The sequence below is a fragment of the Candidatus Blochmanniella pennsylvanica str. BPEN genome, assembly GCF_000011745.1.
Taxonomy (GTDB): Bacteria; Pseudomonadota; Gammaproteobacteria; order Enterobacterales; family Enterobacteriaceae; genus Blochmanniella; species Blochmanniella pennsylvanica.
In genome coordinates, this window is record NC_007292.1 from 521,003 (window position 1) to 538,328 (window position 17,326).

A 17,326-nucleotide genomic window follows, 5' to 3' on the forward strand; every position below is an offset into this window, starting at 1 on the left:
CATGCAAAAAATCTTAGACACCTTATATCAAGGTAAAAATATTAACCAAAAACAAAGTGAAGCATTATTACATTCCATAATAAAAGAAAAATTATCCGCAATACAAATTGCATCGGCACTTATTAGTATGAAAATACGTGGAGAGACCTTTGAAGAAATTATAGGTGCTGTGAATATATTATTAACTCACGCTAAACCTTTTCCTCGTCCAAATAGCTTGTTTGCAGACATTACAGGCACCGGAGGAGACAATAGTAATACTATCAATATTTCTACAACCAGCGCTATTGTAGCTGCAACTTGCGGCGCAAAAATTATTAAACATGGCAACCGTAGTATATCTAGTCTAACGGGATCAATGGACTTACTAAAACAACATTGTTTAATACTCAACAGTCCGCAACAAGCACGTAAAAATTTTGATGAATTGGGTATATGCTTTTTATATGCCCCGCAATACTATACAGTGCTACATCGCATTATGCCCATACGTAAGCAATTAAAAATTCCTACATTATTTAATATAGTAGGTCCATTGATTAATCCATCCAAACCACCATTAACACTTATTGGTGTATACAAAAAAGAATTATTATCGCCTATAATCCGAATATTACAATTACTTAAATATAATCACGCTATAGTAGTACATTGCGGGGGAATTGATGAAGTGGGATTACACTCCCCTACTCATATAGCGGAACTACACAATAGCATCATAAATAATTATATTTTGACAGCATCAGATTTTGGGCTGGACTCTTATCCAATAGAAATATTACGTTGTTATTCGAGAAAACAAGCCCGCGAATACATGATCAATATATTAAAAGGAAGAGGAAAACCTGCGCATTCAGCTGTAATAGCAGCCAATGTAGCATTATTATTAAAATTATTTGGGTATACCGATCTACGCGCTAATGCACAACTAGCTTTAGAAAAAATACATTATGGCATACCTTACACTCTTTTGAGTTCTTTATCAGAAACTAAGATACAAAACCATGCAACACACAATACTCGATAAAATTTTATCATATAAAAAAATGTGGATAGCTGATCAAAAAAAACAACATTCATTACATTTTTTAAAAAGTAAAATACAAGCAAGCAATCGTGATTTTTATAGCGCTGTGTCTCGCAATAAATATCAAAAAACAATATTTATATTAGAATGTAAGAAAGCGTCTCCTTCTAAAGGTATTATTTGTAATGATTTTGATCCTATCAAAATAGCACAGACTTATAAAAATTACTCCTCAGTGATATCAGTATTAACTGATAATAAATACTTTCATGGGAATTTTAATATTTTACACCAAGTGAGCAACATCGTAAAACAACCAATATTATGTAAAGATTTCTTTATTTCAGAATGGCAAATTTATTTTGCGCGCTTACATAAAGCTGATGCTATTTTACTAATGCTATCAATTCTAGATGATGCATCCTATCAAAAATTGGTCAAAATAGCTCATACATTATGTATGGGGGTACTAACAGAAATCGCAAACGAAGATGAATTAAAGCGCGCTAAATATTTAGGAGCTAAAGTTATCGGTATAAATAATCGTAATCTGAATGATTTGTCCGTTGATTTAAATCGCACTATTACTCTAAGTAAAGATATACCTAATACAATCACTGTAATCAGCGAGTCTGGTATTAGCAATTATTGTCATATAAGAAAACTTAGACGATATGTTAATGGATTTTTAATAGGTACAATATTAATGTCTCAACCAAAGCTTAATGCAGCCATTAAAAAATTAATTTTAGGAGAAAATAAAATATGTGGACTAACTCGAGTGAGAGACGCTGATATTGCATACAAATCAGGCGCAATATATGGAGGGCTAATTTTTGTTCCCACTTCACCTCGCTACATAAATATCACAATTGCGCAACGTATTGTTTCTTGTGTAAAATATTTAAGTTATGTTGGTGTATTTTGTAATGCTCCAATTTCTTATATTGTTACCATAGTTAACATATTAGGACTAGCAGCAGTTCAACTTCATGGCGTAGAAGATCAAGATTATATTAATATTTTACGGACACGATTACCCATAACATGTCATATATGGAAAAGTATTAATATGAATCACAGACCATTGTCGAAATGTAATATACTGAACGTAGACCGCTATTTAGCAGACAGTGGAGGGGGTAGTGGAAAAACTTTTGATTGGTCACTGCTTTCTAGCATGCAATTAGATAAAGTAATTTTAGCCGGAGGATTGACAATAAACAATTGTAATAAAGCGGCGGGCATAGGTTGTTTAGGTTTAGATTTTAATTCTGGAGTTGAAATTAAACCAGGTATTAAAAATCACCAGAAACTCATCAAAGTCTTCCAAATAATCAGGTCTTATTAAAGGAATATATATTTCAAATAATTAAAAAATAAAATAATCAATATGATAAAATTAAAATCCTATTTTGGAGAATTTGGAGGTATGTATGTACCGCAAATTCTAATACCAGCCCTAACTCAATTAGAAGAAGCATTTATATCAGCTCAAGATGATGCTATTTTCCAAAAAGAACTCAAATATCTTTTAAACAACTATGCCGGTCGTCCTACTCCTTTGACATTATGTAGAAATTTAACAAAAGGAACTCGCGCTAAACTGTATTTAAAACGTGAAGACTTATTGCATGGAGGATCTCATAAAACCAACCAAGTATTAGGACAAGCTTTATTAGCAAAACGTATGTCTAAAACAGAAATAATCGCTGAAACTGGTGCCGGACAACATGGAGTGGCTGTCTCCATTGCAGCCTCTCTTTTAGGATTAAAATGTCGTATTTATATGGGATCTAAAGATATAAAACGTCAAAAACTCAACGTTTTGAGAATGCAATTAATGGGCACACAAGTTATTCCAGTACATCGTGGATCTGAAACTTTAAAAGATGCTTGTAACGAAGCCATGCGCGAATGGTCGAAAACTTATGAATACACCCATTACATGCTTGGTACAGCTGCTGGACCTCATCCTTTTCCCACAATCGTTAGAGAATTTCAACGTATTATTGGAAAAGAAACATACAAACAAATACAAAAATATGAGCAATGCTTACCAGATGCAATTATTGCTTGCGTAGGAGGAGGATCTAATGCTATTGGCATATTTTCTGATTTTGTTGACATACCATCAGTGCAGTTATTAGGTGTAGAAGCTGGAGGATTAGGTATAAATACTGAATATCATGGTGCCGCTCTACAACATGGAAGTATAGGAATTTATTTTGGTATGAAAACTTCAATCTTACAATCTTCGGAAGGACAAGTAAAAAACTCTTATTCTGTTTCCGCTGGTCTCGATTTTCCGTCTGTCGGTCCAGAGCATGTTTATCTAAAAAATACTGGCCGGGTACAGTATGTATCTATTAATGATATAGAAGCCATAACAGCTTTTAAGAAATTATCTATTCATGAAGGAATTATTCCAGCTCTAGAATCCGCTCATGCTTTAGCTCATGCACTAAAAATAATTCAGAAACAACCAGATAAAGCACAAATTTTAGTAGTTAATTTGTCTGGACGTGGAGATAAAGACATTTCTACCGTTCATAATGCATTACAAAAAGAAAGAGATAAATAACAATGAATCGTTACAAAAAATTATTTACACATTTAAAGAAAAAAAAAATAGGCGCATTTGTTCCTTTTATTGCTGTAGGATATCCCGATCCTATTTCTTTTATGCATATCATCGATACATTAGTGTCTTCAGGTTCCGATGCACTAGAATTAGGAATACCATTTTCTGATCCTATATCAGATGGACCTATAATACAAAAAAGTATGGAACGTGCTTTCAAATCAGGTATAAATTTTTCACGTTGTGTGACAATACTACACAATATTCGCAACAAATATCCAAATTTGCCCATCGGATTACTAATTTATGCAAATTTAGTCTTTAAAAATGGAATAGATAATTTCTATTCATGTTGCTCAAAACTAGATATAGATTCTATATTAATTCCTGATCTCCCTGTAGAAGAAAGTCTACCGTTTTATAATGCTGCTATACAACATAAAATAGCCCACATCTTCATTTGTCCACCTAATGCTACCGAAGAATTAATCCATAATATTACTACTCTCGGACATGGATACATCTATTTATTATCCCGACCCGGAGTAACTGGCATTGATATTAATGCAAAAAAAATTTATAATGCTGTATTACATAGTATAATTATGTGTATCCAAAAACAAAAAAAAAAATTACCTATACTACAAGGTTTTGGAATACACACACCGCTTCAAGCTCAAGAATCGTTATTGTTAGGAACTTCTGGGATCATTACCGGTTCTAAAATTGCAAGCATTATAGAAGAAAATATATCTAACACAAAACTAGCATTTAAGAAAATAGAAAAATTAGTACGTCTTATGAAGACATCCATGAGTTCTAATACTCATTAGAATTAATAATAATAGGTATTTTTCTATTCTTATTTTTAATAAAAAACCGAACGATTATATATTATAATCATCAAAATTAGCACGCACATCCTTACAAAAAGCCACAAAATACATTATATTAAATTTAATATTACTTTGATATACAAAATTATTATAATAATACTTATTAAGATCCGTATGCAGACGCCTTAAACTTATAAACATATCTACACGTACAATAGATCGACAATACGTTAAAGAAAAAATTTTTAGTTTATTATATATAAACTATATATTATCGAAAAATTTCCAAATACAAGTATTCCCTAAACAATATGTTGAATATAATTATTTATAGAATCATATTATATTTAAATTGAAATTAAATAATTTGATCATATTTCCCGAATTCAATTTTGAAGAAATATGACCTCTCTACTTTCAAAAAATATTTTTTGGAAAAATTATAAAAATTATGATGATCAGAATATCTCAAGACGTATTATGTTTTATTCGTAATTATTACATTAATATTACAACATTAATATTAGCTACAACATTAATTCAAGCTAGCTTAGATTATATTTTATTACCAAAAAAAGAAGATTTCATATTTATGAATAACTTTATTAATGAGAGCTTACAGAACATGATCAAAGAATTATCGTCAGATCAACAGTATATTTTATTAAAATTATCTGCTGCTAATAGTATTTCTAAGCTTCTAAGTAATACTTTTTTATGCGGAAATATACTAACCATGTTACATGTTTTATCCACTACCGATAAAAATAATCAATCTTTCAATATAATAAATATTATTCAGTTAGCAATACCATTATTTCCAAAATTATTACTATTAATTTTTTACACTACATTGTGCATGCAACTGGGTTTAATGATAGCAATTGTTCCGGGTATTCTATTAGCCATTATAATCAGCCTAACTCCGGTTATGATTATCACTAATAATATACCTATTATGGAAGCCATACGCCTTAGTATAAAAGTAAGCTGTCGTAATATTCATTTAACTACACCACCAATATTATTATGGTTTCTAATAAAAACTATACTTATATTGATATTAATCCATTATTTCCATTCTTGGGTCTTCGTTGTTAAGATTTTAATAAATACCGCGAACAATATATTATCTGTAATTATTTTAATTTATTTATATCGCTTATATATGATTATCAGAACAGTATGAAATTATTAATTTTTTAAAAAAATTTTATTTATATTTATATTAAAAATAACTAATATAAAACAAAAACCTGTATATATTGCAGCCCAAAATAATAAATTATTCAATTGGTTAAAAGCATTATTTTCATATAAACCTGCGCAATCAATTTATTAACATAACCATATGTTAATAATCACTAAAAATTTTTACAGAATTTAAACAAAATTTGAAAGTAATAATCAATTTTTTTTCTGGTTTATTGCTCTCATATACCCAACGACGCATAGCTGATCTAATACTTTCTTCGAATATACCAGGAGGAACCGCTGATAATATACATATGTTATCAACTTTACCTCTAGCATTCACATCATATTGTACAATAACTTTGCCTTCTACATTTAATATTTTCGCTCTATTAGGATATTCAGGATATACGCGATTAATTGCGCAAGAAGATATATACGGTCGATCATGATGTTTTTTAGGCAAATGCACAGAATGTGTTGTAGATTCTCCAATATTAACATCGTTTTTCTCAACCAAAGGCAAATTTTTATCAGCATTGAATTTATATTTAGAACTATCTAAATTTTTTTTTTCTGAACGAATTATAGATCTTGAATTTTTCTGCTTATGATATGTTTTAAGTGTTTTTGGCAATTGTTTTTTTTCTAACGATTCATGAAAAAATTGACTAGTTTGCAGTAATGACAATGTCATTATATTAGATCTTTGCTCGCAAACAGACTGATTAACAGAATGATAACAATGATGTAATAATACATGCATTATAAATGCATGTATTACACATGATAAAAAACAACAAAAATAAATTGACATATGCAGTTTGCACCAAATCCGGCGGAGCGGATCTATAACCAAATCTTTTATTTTTTTTAAAAAAAATCTCATATTTCATTATAATTTTAAATATTTTATGTCTTTATACTAGGAATTATTTTAAATCACTTTCCTTAATATTTTAAATACATGAATATATACGACAATAAATAGTTATGCATCAATTCTAATTATCTAAAATTAAATAATTCAACTAAACACATGCATCATTTTTGCGTTCATTGCTTATACTATTTGAGTATTAATAATCGATTATATATATTGCATCGCATAATAATTATTAATTATATACATAAAATTACAAATTAATTTATTTCCTCAAAATATAATAAGTGTTTGCAAATATCATATACTATATATAATGCATAAATATAATAATGAAATTGATATTATTAAATAATTATTAATATTAATTAATATATTTTATCAATCAATATCTGATCATTATATATATCTACACCTTTTATATGATTATAAAATTTGTCATAAAATAAATATTCAATAATAATCTATAGTCTTTGTTTAAAATATCTCATAAATATCTCAATAGGATTTATGTAATCATGATTGCGATTCATGCCATATTTAATTGTATTTTCTTATGCAGTTATTGGTTATTAATCGTACTAGTTACATTTCGAGTTTTAATAAAACGCCGAGCAGTACCATCGTCTATGGCATGGTTATTAGTAATTTATGTTTTGCCTTTAATAGGTATCATTACATATCTATTATTTGGAGAATCTAACCTTGGTAAACAACGATCTAATAGAAGTAAGATAGCATGGTCATCTACTATGCGTCGTATACGAATACTAAAAACCTACAAACATATATTTTCCACTGAACACAGCGTAATCGCTTCTTCATTGTTTAAGCTTTGCGAACATCGTCAAGGAATAGGCGCTCTAAAAGGTAATCAAATACAGTTATTAAAAAAAACTGACGATACCATTATATCTTTAATTAAAGATATTGAATTGGCTCAACACAGCATTGATATGGTATTTTATATTTGGGAGTCTGGGGGACTAGTAGATCATGTTATAAAAAAATTAATTATAGCAGCTAAACGAGGCATCCGATGTCGCATAATATTAGATTCAGCCGGATGCGCCAATTTTTTCAGTAGTTCATGTCCTAATATAATGCGTCAAGCTGGGGTGAATATTGTAGAAGCACTACATGTCAATTTGTTACGCGTCTTCTTACGTCGTATGGATTTGCGACAACACAGAAAAATGATATTAATTGATGACCATATTGCTTATACTGGCAGTATGAATATGGTAGATCCACAATTGTTTAAAAAAAACATAGGAATTGGGCAATGGGTCGACATTATGGTGCGTATAGACGGGCCTGCAGCTTCAGCAATGAGCATAATATTTTCTTCTGATTGGGAAATTGAAACAGGACAACACGTATTGTTCCCATTGTTATTCAACACTCACATAGTAGCAGCTCATAAACTAATATCAACAGGACATACTATTCAAATTATTCCCTCTGGACCAGGATGCCCGGAGGGAATAATTCATCAAGCATTACTAATATCATTATATGAAGCACGTAAAAAGCTTATTATTACTACTCCATATTTGGTGCCTAGTGATGATTTATTACATGCCATTTGTACAGCAGCACAACGGGGAGTAGAAGTACATATTATTATTCCTCAAAACAACGACTCTGTATTAGTAAACTGGGCTAGTAGAGCATTTTTTAGCGAATTATTAAAAGCCGGAGTTTTAATACATCAATTCCAAAATGGATTACTACACGTAAAAAGTGTATTAATCGATCAACAATTAAGTCTAATAGGAACCGTAAACCTGGACATACGCAGTTTATGGCTAAACTTTGAAATCACATTAGTCATTGATAGTAAAGATTTTAGTAACGAGCTAGAAAAAACACAGGAGAATTATATTGCACACTCTAAAACAATTGATCCCCAAAAATGGGCTAACCGTCCTTATTGGGAACGCATTGTTGAACGTTTATTTTATTTCTTAAGTCCTCTGTTATAAGGATTTTTTAACTTTTAATTTCAACAACATAATTCAAAATAAATATAACAAATCCCATACCACATCCATTAAATAGGGTGTTATTAATTTGAATTAAAATATTCATAAAATCCCTTTATCACAATTAAACATATACTCACTTATCAATTTAATTTGCATACAAGTAAAATTCTATATACGTTTAAAACAATAAATATATTCTGTATTTAATTAACCTAACACCTGGCGCCAAGTACATGATGAAATTACATAGTATTTCATCATCATTACATATAACTGTATATTGTGATATATAAAATATGAATCAATCCATATTGATTAATAAAAATGAATCCAAAATACAAGTAATATCCATATCAGTTTATAACTTGAATATAAAATTTATTGTGCATAAAAATATATCTTATTTAAAAGAAAGTAACATATGCATAACTTCAATAAACTATTATCTATTTTTATATACACGTTTTGTTAAAGATAATGGTGACTCTAATTGTTCTACAAAATGTTTGCGGCACACTGAAACATAACGATTATTACCACCAACCAATATTTGATTTCCATCTCGAATTATTAAACCTTGATCATCAATTCTAAGAACTCTATTAGCCTTTCGTCCACAATAACAAATAGTTTTTAATTCGATTAATTTATCTGCCCATGCTAATAACCATAGACTACCTGAAAATAAATCAGCTCTAAAATCAGTACGTAATCCATAACATAATACTGGAATATTTAACACATCGACTATTTTGCTTAAATCAATCACTTGATTACGGTTGAGAAAATGACACTCATCCACTAACACACAATGTATTATATCCTTTTGATGTATAGTTACTACTTGATCAAAAAAATTAGTTTTAATGTTAAATACTCTAGCAGAAGCATATAATCCAATACGAGATTTAATTTGTTTATATCTATTATCTCTAGAATTCATGTCAGCAGTATATAACACAGTGCGCATTCCTCTTTCTTGATAATTATAAGAAGACTGTAATAATGCGGTAGTTTTTCCAGCATTCATTGCGGAATAATAAAAATATAATTGTGCCATACAATTAACACCCTATTCGACTCACAGTATTTTACTATTAGCAACATAAATATAATTTAAATTATAGATAATATTAGGTTTAAAAATTATTTAATCCATAAACTTATAAAAAACATTTATTTTTATATACTAAATTAATGTGCGATGAAATAATTTTTTTATTTTATCCAAGATAAACACTTTTACAATACCATATATGTTTTTAACACTACTTTGTATTTTATATTCAAAATAACGATTCAGGTAAATAAAACAATCTGTACTTAACATACAATCCATATATTTACAAAATAATTTAAATTAATAAAAAGATATTATTTATATTTAAAAATTTTATAAGTAAATAAATAATTTTAATTTGAATGGATAATACTTAAACATTAAATAATATTAAATATTATTATAAATAATACATAAATCATTTAATTAAAATTAATTAAATATTTTTAATAAAAAAACATAAATCATACTCACTGATACTTATAACACTATATATATTTAATTACCAATTAACACAAAATATAATAAGATTATTTATAAATTAAACACCCTAGGTCTTGCAGAAAATAAATTAGCGCTCTATCCTTATACTAGACTTATTATTTATCACATTTTGAGATTAATTTAATGAACGACACACTAAAAATTCTTAATAATATACGCACTTTACGAGCGCAAGCTAGAGCATGCACCCTTGATACCTTAGAAGAAATGTTAGAAAAATTAGAAGTAGTTGTTAATGAACGCCGAGAAGAAAATAATCAAGCTCAAGCTGAAATAGAAAAACATTCTCGAAAATTACAACAATATCGTGATATGCTCATAGCTGATGGGATAGATCCTAATGAACTATTACAAAATATAACTTCTAATACTAAGCCTATTCATAAAAATAAACGTGCAGCTCGCCCAGCAAAGTATCAATACATTAACAAATATGGTGAGATTAAAACTTGGACCGGACAAGGACGTACTCCCTCAATTATCAAAAAAGCTATCGATGAAAAAAAGAAAAAATTAGAAGATTTTTTACTATAATTAATGATAAATAATACTTATTTATTTCATCTCAAACAAAGAAATTCTTGGTAATATTTTCAAGCTCTTTGTCTGGAATCATCATATGCAGAATTTAATATGTACTATACTGTTCACAACCATTCAAATTTAATATTATTTAATTCATAATATCGCATATAACAATCACAATGACTTTTTATAAAATACAAATATATTTAACTAAATTAATAAATCTATTGTATATTTACTGTTTTTATCGAAACGCTAATTGCCCAATTCCTACCCTGTTTAGAGGAAATAAACAAATTTTCATTAATTTTAATAACATCTATCGCTAATATAAATTTGTTATTACCCAAACAAATTGTCACTATATTACATTATAGTAATATTTTTTATACATATAAATAAATTCTATTTAATCCCATCTCAAAATAGCTCTGTGTATTTTACACATATGCCTACAACATTAATTATAACCAATAATCTATACTTACTAGTATAGTATATTCCTTAAAAATATAAATCTTAAAAAATAAAAATAACTATATTGACATCAACTGTAGAATTGAAAAATTTTTCATTAACATAAATATCACAATTATTAAATATAGTCACTTGTATAGATGTCCATTATTATTTCCTTCATAACCCTGATCTAAAATATTAGATGAAAATATCATATACAATTTACTAAAAATTGATTCTTAATTAAAAACGCAATACCTATAAATATATACCAAATAAATACATATACTTACGATCTATACTGTTTTTTTAGAATTATTAAAATAGTTAAAAATAAAAACCCCAACATAACATCATAATATAATTTAATTTAATACAATAATATTATTTTTGTACTAATAAATATATTTTATATGCTTAATAAAAATTAATGATATAATAAATATTAGAAATATCCTAGCATCATGTATATTAGGATGATCACTATACTTGTTAATATATTTTAATAAAAATTCAAATGCAAAAATCATTGTACTCACTAACATTCAATGATATCATTCAACATATTTTCTAAAACTTTTGTGATTATAAATTTTAACAATATGTCCTATTGACATATAAAAAAGATACAATGCACTTGGCGATGGCACTAAAAGACTCGACATAAAACATATTAAAAATTATTTAATAATCATAGGATTGCTTTGCAATTATGCAGCACATCAATTTTCAATTGTTTCAACATAATTTCACATTACTGAAAAATAAATTTATACAAAAATCATTAGTATCAAATAATATTTAAAATATATCTATATTATTAGATACAACAACCCTCCTAATAATAAGATCAAAATAGGCTTTTGGAACAAGCTATAAATCTATTTTTTATACACATTATTTCAAATACGCATTTAAATTACTTTTTAATTATTCTGCAGCAACTTTATAAAGAAGTTGATAAAAACCAATGTTAAATCAACATGATTTTAATTGAAATGACCAACCATTATATACAAACATTCTATTAAATAAAATTAAAACAAAACTACAGATTACTAAAGCTCATTTTATGAGCTATTACAATAATAGCTGTAATTTTCAATTATTAGTTAAATTAATTAATCGTTCAATAATAAATATATAATAAAATTAGAACCATAATAATTAATTATAATATATTTAATAATCTTCTTATACTCACAAACATACCCATACCTAAATAATTTATTAAAAACACAACAAATGTTTTGAACTTATTAATTCATTGTATTATATAGAAACATGCATATATAATAGCCTGCAGTTTTGTAGCTCTACTACTATATTTAAAGAATTTAATATACTAAACCGATTAATAATTAAATAATTGTAACAAATGGTATTTATTTTCATATACTATGATACACATAAAAAGTATAATTATTAATTGTTGTTAATTATTTTTATTTTACTAAATCAGTAACGCCTATATTTTATAATCGAAAATAAATACGGATCGCCATCATATGAAATTTGTTTCTTTTAACATCAATGGATTACGTGCTCGTATGCATCAATTAAACGCAATTATCTTTCAATTGAAACCTGATGTCATTGGGTTACAAGAAACTAGAGTACATGATGATTTTTTCCCTGTAAAAGAAATACTGCAACATGGTTATCACGTATATTATTACGGTCAAAAAAAATATCATGGGGTTGCATTGTTTCTACGTCAAACTCCTTTAACCGTTACTCGCGGACTAACTGATGATGACAATTTATCTCAAAAACGAATAATTATGGCTGATATTATGACACCAATAGGAACATTAACTATTATTAACGGTTATTTTCCCCAAGGAGAAAATAAAAATCATCCAGAAAAATTTATGTACAAAAAAAATTTTTATAAAAGTTTCCAAAACTACGTAGAACATACCTATCATAGTCATTCATTGTTACTAATTATGGGCGACATGAACATTAGTCCTACAGATTTTGATATTGGTATTGGTGAAAAAAATAAAAAACGTTGGATCGCATCAGGTCGATGTTCTTTCTTACCAGAGGAAAGAACATGGATCAATCGTTTGATGAGCTGGGGTTTGGTAGATATATACCGCAATATGCACCCTCAAAATGATGAACGTTATTCCTGGTTCAGTTATAGATCCCACGGCTTTTACAAAAATAATGGTTTACGTATTGATTTGATATTGGCAACACGTCCTCTAGCCAATCGTTGCAAAAATAGTGATATAAGCTATGATATTCGTAGAATGCAACGACCGTCCGATCATGCTCCGGTATGGGTAGATTTTGATATTTAATATATACTTACATCACACGGAAATCATTTTATATAAACCTTAACTACTAATATGACATGATATCACTGAAAATTTTTAATTTTTATATATGTAAAAATTAATAAAATCATAAAAATTTCATAATTTTCATTTAATTTATACGTATTTTGTGATACCTAATTTGATTTAAATGTGAAAATATAAAGTTAATGTGGATATTGTATAATGTTTTTAATGATAAAGTCGTTCATCCAGAATATATGGAAGATCATTTATAAAATACTTAGATATAGCATACGTACACTGCATCTTATACGAACAGTAATAATAAATATATTTTTCATCATTTTCATTGTAATTAGTGTGGGAGTATATTTAAATTTACGTGATTCTTCTGCCTCGTTATCAAAGTGCTCTGCATTAATTCTAGATCTTTCTGGCATTATTGTAGATAAACCAGTGACATACAGTAAATTTCAAAAATTCAGTCAACATTTATTAAATACAAATAAACCAAATGCTAAAGAAAACTCACTATTTGATATTATTAATATATTACGTCAAGCCAAAAATGATCCACATATAACTGGATTGATATTATCATTAAAAAACTTTTGTGGAAGCAATCAAACATCATTAGAATATATTGGTAAAGCATTACGTGAATTCAAAGAATCTGGTAAACCAATTTATGCTATTTCTGATTATTACAATCAATCACAGTATTTGCTCGCTAGTTATGCCAATAAAATCTATCTCACACCACATGGATTTGTAGATTTACGAGGAATTTCTACCAGCAAATTATATTATAAATCTCTATTAAATAATTTAAAAATTAATACTCATATTTTTAGAGTAGGTAGATATAAATCTGCTGTTGAACCATTTATTCAAGATCAAATGTCTGATCATGTGCGACATGAAGAAACAAAATTGGTAAATCGTTTATGGGATCAATATTTACAAATAATATCTATTAATCGTAACACAACAACACGATCAATTTTTCCGGGAATCAACAATATATTAAATGAATTGCATCGAATGCAAGGCGATACTGCAGCTTATGCGCTGAAAAATAAATGGATCGATGAAATCGCATCCCATTTTGTTATAGAAAATACGATGAAAGAAATATTTGGATCTAATAAACAAGGCACTTCGTTTAATGCAATTAGCATGTATGATTATAATCTTATAGCTCCTGCAAAAAAAGATAACCAAATAGCAATAATATGTATTAATGGCCCTATCGTGGATGGACCTGATATACCAGGTTCAATTGGTGGTGATACTATAGCGCATAAAATCCGCAGCGCTCGATTTGATCCTAAAATAAAAGCAATAGTACTTCGTGTCAATAGTCCCGGTGGAAGCGTAAATGCTTCTGAATTAATTAGATTAGAATTAATAGCTGTCAGAGATTCTGGTAAACCAGTAGTGGTTTCTATGGGTGGCATAGCAGCATCTGGCGGATATTGGATATCAACGCCAGCCAATGTTATTATTGCAAGTAACAGTACTATTACGGGTTCTATCGGTATATTTGGTATTATTAATACATTTGAAAAATCTCTTGACACCATCGGTATTCATAGTGACGGAGTAAATACATCCCCTATATCAAATATTTCAATAACTACCCCGTTACCTACTGAATATATAAATATGATGCAACTTTATGTAAATACCAGCTATCATTATTTTATTAACACTGTGGCTGAATCTCGCTGTAAAACTACAGAAGATATCCATAAAATTGCTCAAGGCCATGTATGGCTTGGCTATGATGCAATAAAAAATGGATTAATTGACAATATAGGAGATTTAGATGACGCAATAAATAAAGCTATTGAACTAGCTCACTTAAAAGAATATCAACTGAATTGGTACGAAAATAAAATAAATTGGATAGATGTTTTAATACAACAAGCTAATAAAGTTATTCATACTATAATTATAAATTTATTAAATCATTACGTTTCATTAATTAATTTTGATAACAATATAAAAATAAATAACTCTAATATCCTCCAATTTTCGTGGAATGATCCAAAAAATTGCTATGCTCTTGATTTAAATTATTCAGAACAATTATAAGATATAATAAAAATTTTATTTACATACTTATAGCATTGAAAAATGATGATTTAATCACAAAACATCACATTAATAAATTCATTTAATTTAAGTACCTATAAAAGAGGAATCTAAAAATATATTTATATTATTAGATCATAATAAATTATAAAATACACGTAACTATCAAAAATTAAATATATTACATATTAGTGATATGATATTATATCACTAATATGTAATATATAAAATATCAAAAACATCAAACACGCACATTACTTTTAATTTATTACAATAATTCTTATTGAGAATTCGATATATAAAACAATATTCCATGCCTTCATTTAAAATTTACAACATAACATATAATCACAACTAAAACAGGAGCATATAATAATATGGCTATTAAAATAGGTATTAATGGGTTTGGTAGAATTGGTCGCGTTATTTTTAGAACTGTACAAGACAGAAAAGACGCAGATGTTGTCGCCATTAATGATTTACTCGACATTGAACATATCGCATATATGTTGAAATATGATTCAACTCATGGACGATTTAAAGGAACAATTAATGTACATGGTGACCATCTAATCATTAATGATAAAGTTGTGCACTACACTTCAGAAAAAGATCCAAAAAACTTATATTGGGGAAATTTTGATATTGATGTTGTTACTGAATCTACAGGAATGTTTTTAACTGAAGAAAAAGCTCACGGACATATCTTCTCTGGAGCCCGTAAAGTAGTATTAACAGCTCCATCAAAAGATGATACACCAATGTTTGTTATGGGAGTTAATAACCATCTCTACAAGGGAGAAAAAATAATATCTAATGCATCTTGCACTACTAATTGTTTAGCTCCATTAGCTAAAGTTATTAACGACAATTTTGGCATCATTGAAGGTATAATGACTACTGTTCATGCTACCACCGCTACTCAAAAAACTGTTGATGCCCCAATACATAATGATTGGAGAAGTGGACGTGGTGCCTACCAAAATATAATTCCATCTTCTACTGGAGCGACACGAGCATTAGGAAAAGTTATTAAAGAGCTAGACGGTAAATTAACTGGAATATCATTCCGAGTCCCTATTCCAAATGTTTCTGTTGTTGACTTTACCGTCCGTTTAGAAAAATCCGCTTCTTATAAAAATATTTGCGATGTTATTAAAAACGCCGCTTACGGAAATTTAAAAGGAATTATAGGATATACTGATGAAAAAGTGGTATCTAGCGATTTTAACGGAGAAAAATTAATCTCTATTTTCGACGCACAAGCAAGCATCTTATTAAATAATCATTTCGCTAAACTAATATCTTGGTATGATAATGAAACAGGCTACTCTGATAAAGTAATCGATTTAAGTGTATATATTACAAAACATTAAATAATATCATCCAATAAATACTTCAACCTATTACATAGGTAATCTCATTAATGATTAGAATCAAATAAAAACAGTTTAATGACTTTCAAATAAGAGATGTTATCTCTGCAACATCCTCAAATAACATCTCTTATCAATTGGATATTTGAAATATAAATAAGGATCAATAAAATAGGAGAACTATAAAAATAGTATTAATTCATATTATGAATATGAAATACAATATTATCATTTACAACGTATATGAATCTAAACTATCCAATTGACCTGCATTGGAAAAATTATAAATATTAATATTTCAATGCTATTGACCACAAATAAATATAAATTAAATTGTTATACTTGTTTCATTGTTTCTAATTTGATAATCTTAGTAAGATTTAAACGTATACGTAATTGCACAGATATCATATATAACAATTTAATATACAACAGATTTGTTGATATCAAATTTTTTATTTTTTCAAAAAATATTAAAATACATCAATTT

General features: G+C 27.9%; 12 protein-coding genes. 10 read left to right on the forward strand and 2 right to left on the reverse strand.

From position 1 onward, the window contains the following. Window position 1 precedes the first annotated feature (1 nt). The 5 genes from trpD (at window position 2) to BPEN_RS02185 (ending at window position 5,636) form a co-directional block, all read left to right on the forward strand. The gene (gene trpD, locus BPEN_RS02165) at window positions 2-1,027 is read left to right on the forward strand and encodes an anthranilate phosphoribosyltransferase (RefSeq protein ID WP_011282969.1); all 1,026 of its coding nucleotides are present in this window, start codon (window positions 2-4) and stop codon (window positions 1,025-1,027) included. Next, window positions 1,005-2,378 carry a bifunctional indole-3-glycerol-phosphate synthase TrpC/phosphoribosylanthranilate isomerase TrpF gene (gene trpCF, locus BPEN_RS02170; protein WP_011282970.1) on the forward strand — a complete coding sequence of 458 codons (1,374 nt, stop codon included), beginning with the start codon at window positions 1,005-1,007 and terminating at the stop codon, window positions 2,376-2,378. The genes trpD and trpCF overlap by 23 nt, the downstream gene beginning before the upstream one ends. Before the next feature lie 42 nt (window positions 2,379-2,420). Then, complete coding sequence (gene trpB / locus BPEN_RS02175) at window positions 2,421-3,611, forward strand: tryptophan synthase subunit beta (protein ID WP_011282971.1); 1,191 nt, start codon at window positions 2,421-2,423, stop codon at window positions 3,609-3,611. Window positions 3,612-3,613: 2 nt separating this feature from the next. Beyond that, complete coding sequence (gene trpA / locus BPEN_RS02180) at window positions 3,614-4,444, forward strand: tryptophan synthase subunit alpha (RefSeq protein WP_011282972.1); 831 nt, start codon at window positions 3,614-3,616, stop codon at window positions 4,442-4,444. Between the two features lie 454 nt (window positions 4,445-4,898). Continuing rightward, the gene (locus BPEN_RS02185) at window positions 4,899-5,636 is read left to right on the forward strand and encodes a YciC family protein (protein WP_011282973.1); all 738 of its coding nucleotides are present in this window, start codon (window positions 4,899-4,901) and stop codon (window positions 5,634-5,636) included. A 165-nt stretch (window positions 5,637-5,801) separates the two neighbouring features. On the opposite strand, the gene BPEN_RS03265 is transcribed toward BPEN_RS02185, so the two are convergent. Continuing rightward, on the reverse strand, window positions 5,802-6,407 hold the full coding sequence (locus BPEN_RS03265) for a TonB family protein (protein ID WP_238374057.1): 606 nt from the start codon (window positions 6,405-6,407) through the stop codon (window positions 5,802-5,804). A gap of 635 nt (window positions 6,408-7,042) precedes the next feature. On the opposite strand from BPEN_RS03265, the gene cls reads away from it, so the two are divergent. Further along, entirely contained in the window at window positions 7,043-8,512 is a 1,470-nt protein-coding gene (gene cls, locus BPEN_RS02195) for a cardiolipin synthase (protein ID WP_011282975.1), read from the forward strand. 445 nt (window positions 8,513-8,957) lie between these two features. Here cls and BPEN_RS02200 read toward each other — a convergent pair whose 3' ends face one another. Further along, window positions 8,958-9,575 carry a thymidine kinase gene (locus tag BPEN_RS02200; RefSeq protein ID WP_011282976.1) on the reverse strand — a complete coding sequence of 206 codons (618 nt, stop codon included), beginning with the start codon at window positions 9,573-9,575 and terminating at the stop codon, window positions 8,958-8,960. Between the two features lie 627 nt (window positions 9,576-10,202). On the opposite strand from BPEN_RS02200, the gene hns reads away from it, so the two are divergent. The 4 genes from hns to gap all read left to right on the forward strand — a co-directional run bounded on the left by hns (window position 10,203) and on the right by gap (window position 16,836). Then, the gene (hns, locus tag BPEN_RS02205) at window positions 10,203-10,613 is read left to right on the forward strand and encodes a histone-like nucleoid-structuring protein H-NS (RefSeq protein ID WP_011282977.1); all 411 of its coding nucleotides are present in this window, start codon (window positions 10,203-10,205) and stop codon (window positions 10,611-10,613) included. 1,958 nt (window positions 10,614-12,571) lie between these two features. After that, entirely contained in the window at window positions 12,572-13,378 is an 807-nt protein-coding gene (gene xthA, locus BPEN_RS02210; RefSeq protein ID WP_011282978.1) for an exodeoxyribonuclease III, read from the forward strand. 213 nt (window positions 13,379-13,591) lie between these two features. Beyond that, window positions 13,592-15,460: a signal peptide peptidase SppA gene (gene sppA, locus BPEN_RS02215; protein WP_049749223.1), complete on the forward strand. Its 1,869-nt coding sequence runs from the start codon at window positions 13,592-13,594 to the stop codon at window positions 15,458-15,460. Between the two features lie 377 nt (window positions 15,461-15,837). Further along, complete coding sequence (gene gap / locus BPEN_RS02220; RefSeq protein ID WP_011282980.1) at window positions 15,838-16,836, forward strand: type I glyceraldehyde-3-phosphate dehydrogenase; 999 nt, start codon at window positions 15,838-15,840, stop codon at window positions 16,834-16,836. Window positions 16,837-17,326: the final 490 nt, after the last annotated feature.

Coding starts and splice junctions, on each gene's coding strand:
- trpD (WP_011282969.1), top strand. CDS start 2: ATGCAAAAAATCTTAGACACCTTATATCAAGGTAAAAATATTAACCAA.
- trpCF (WP_011282970.1), top strand. CDS start 1,005: ATGCAACACACAATACTCGATAAAATTTTATCATATAAAAAAATGTGG.
- trpB (WP_011282971.1), top strand. CDS start 2,421: ATGATAAAATTAAAATCCTATTTTGGAGAATTTGGAGGTATGTATGTA.
- trpA (WP_011282972.1), top strand. CDS start 3,614: ATGAATCGTTACAAAAAATTATTTACACATTTAAAGAAAAAAAAAATA.
- BPEN_RS02185 (WP_011282973.1), top strand. CDS start 4,899: ATGATGATCAGAATATCTCAAGACGTATTATGTTTTATTCGTAATTAT.
- BPEN_RS03265 (WP_238374057.1), bottom strand. CDS start 6,407: ATGCATGTATTATTACATCATTGTTATCATTCTGTTAATCAGTCTGTT.
- cls (WP_011282975.1), top strand. CDS start 7,043: ATGATTGCGATTCATGCCATATTTAATTGTATTTTCTTATGCAGTTAT.
- BPEN_RS02200 (WP_011282976.1), bottom strand. CDS start 9,575: ATGGCACAATTATATTTTTATTATTCCGCAATGAATGCTGGAAAAACT.
- hns (WP_011282977.1), top strand. CDS start 10,203: ATGAACGACACACTAAAAATTCTTAATAATATACGCACTTTACGAGCG.
- xthA (WP_011282978.1), top strand. CDS start 12,572: ATGAAATTTGTTTCTTTTAACATCAATGGATTACGTGCTCGTATGCAT.
- sppA (WP_049749223.1), top strand. CDS start 13,592: ATGATAAAGTCGTTCATCCAGAATATATGGAAGATCATTTATAAAATA.
- gap (WP_011282980.1), top strand. CDS start 15,838: ATGGCTATTAAAATAGGTATTAATGGGTTTGGTAGAATTGGTCGCGTT.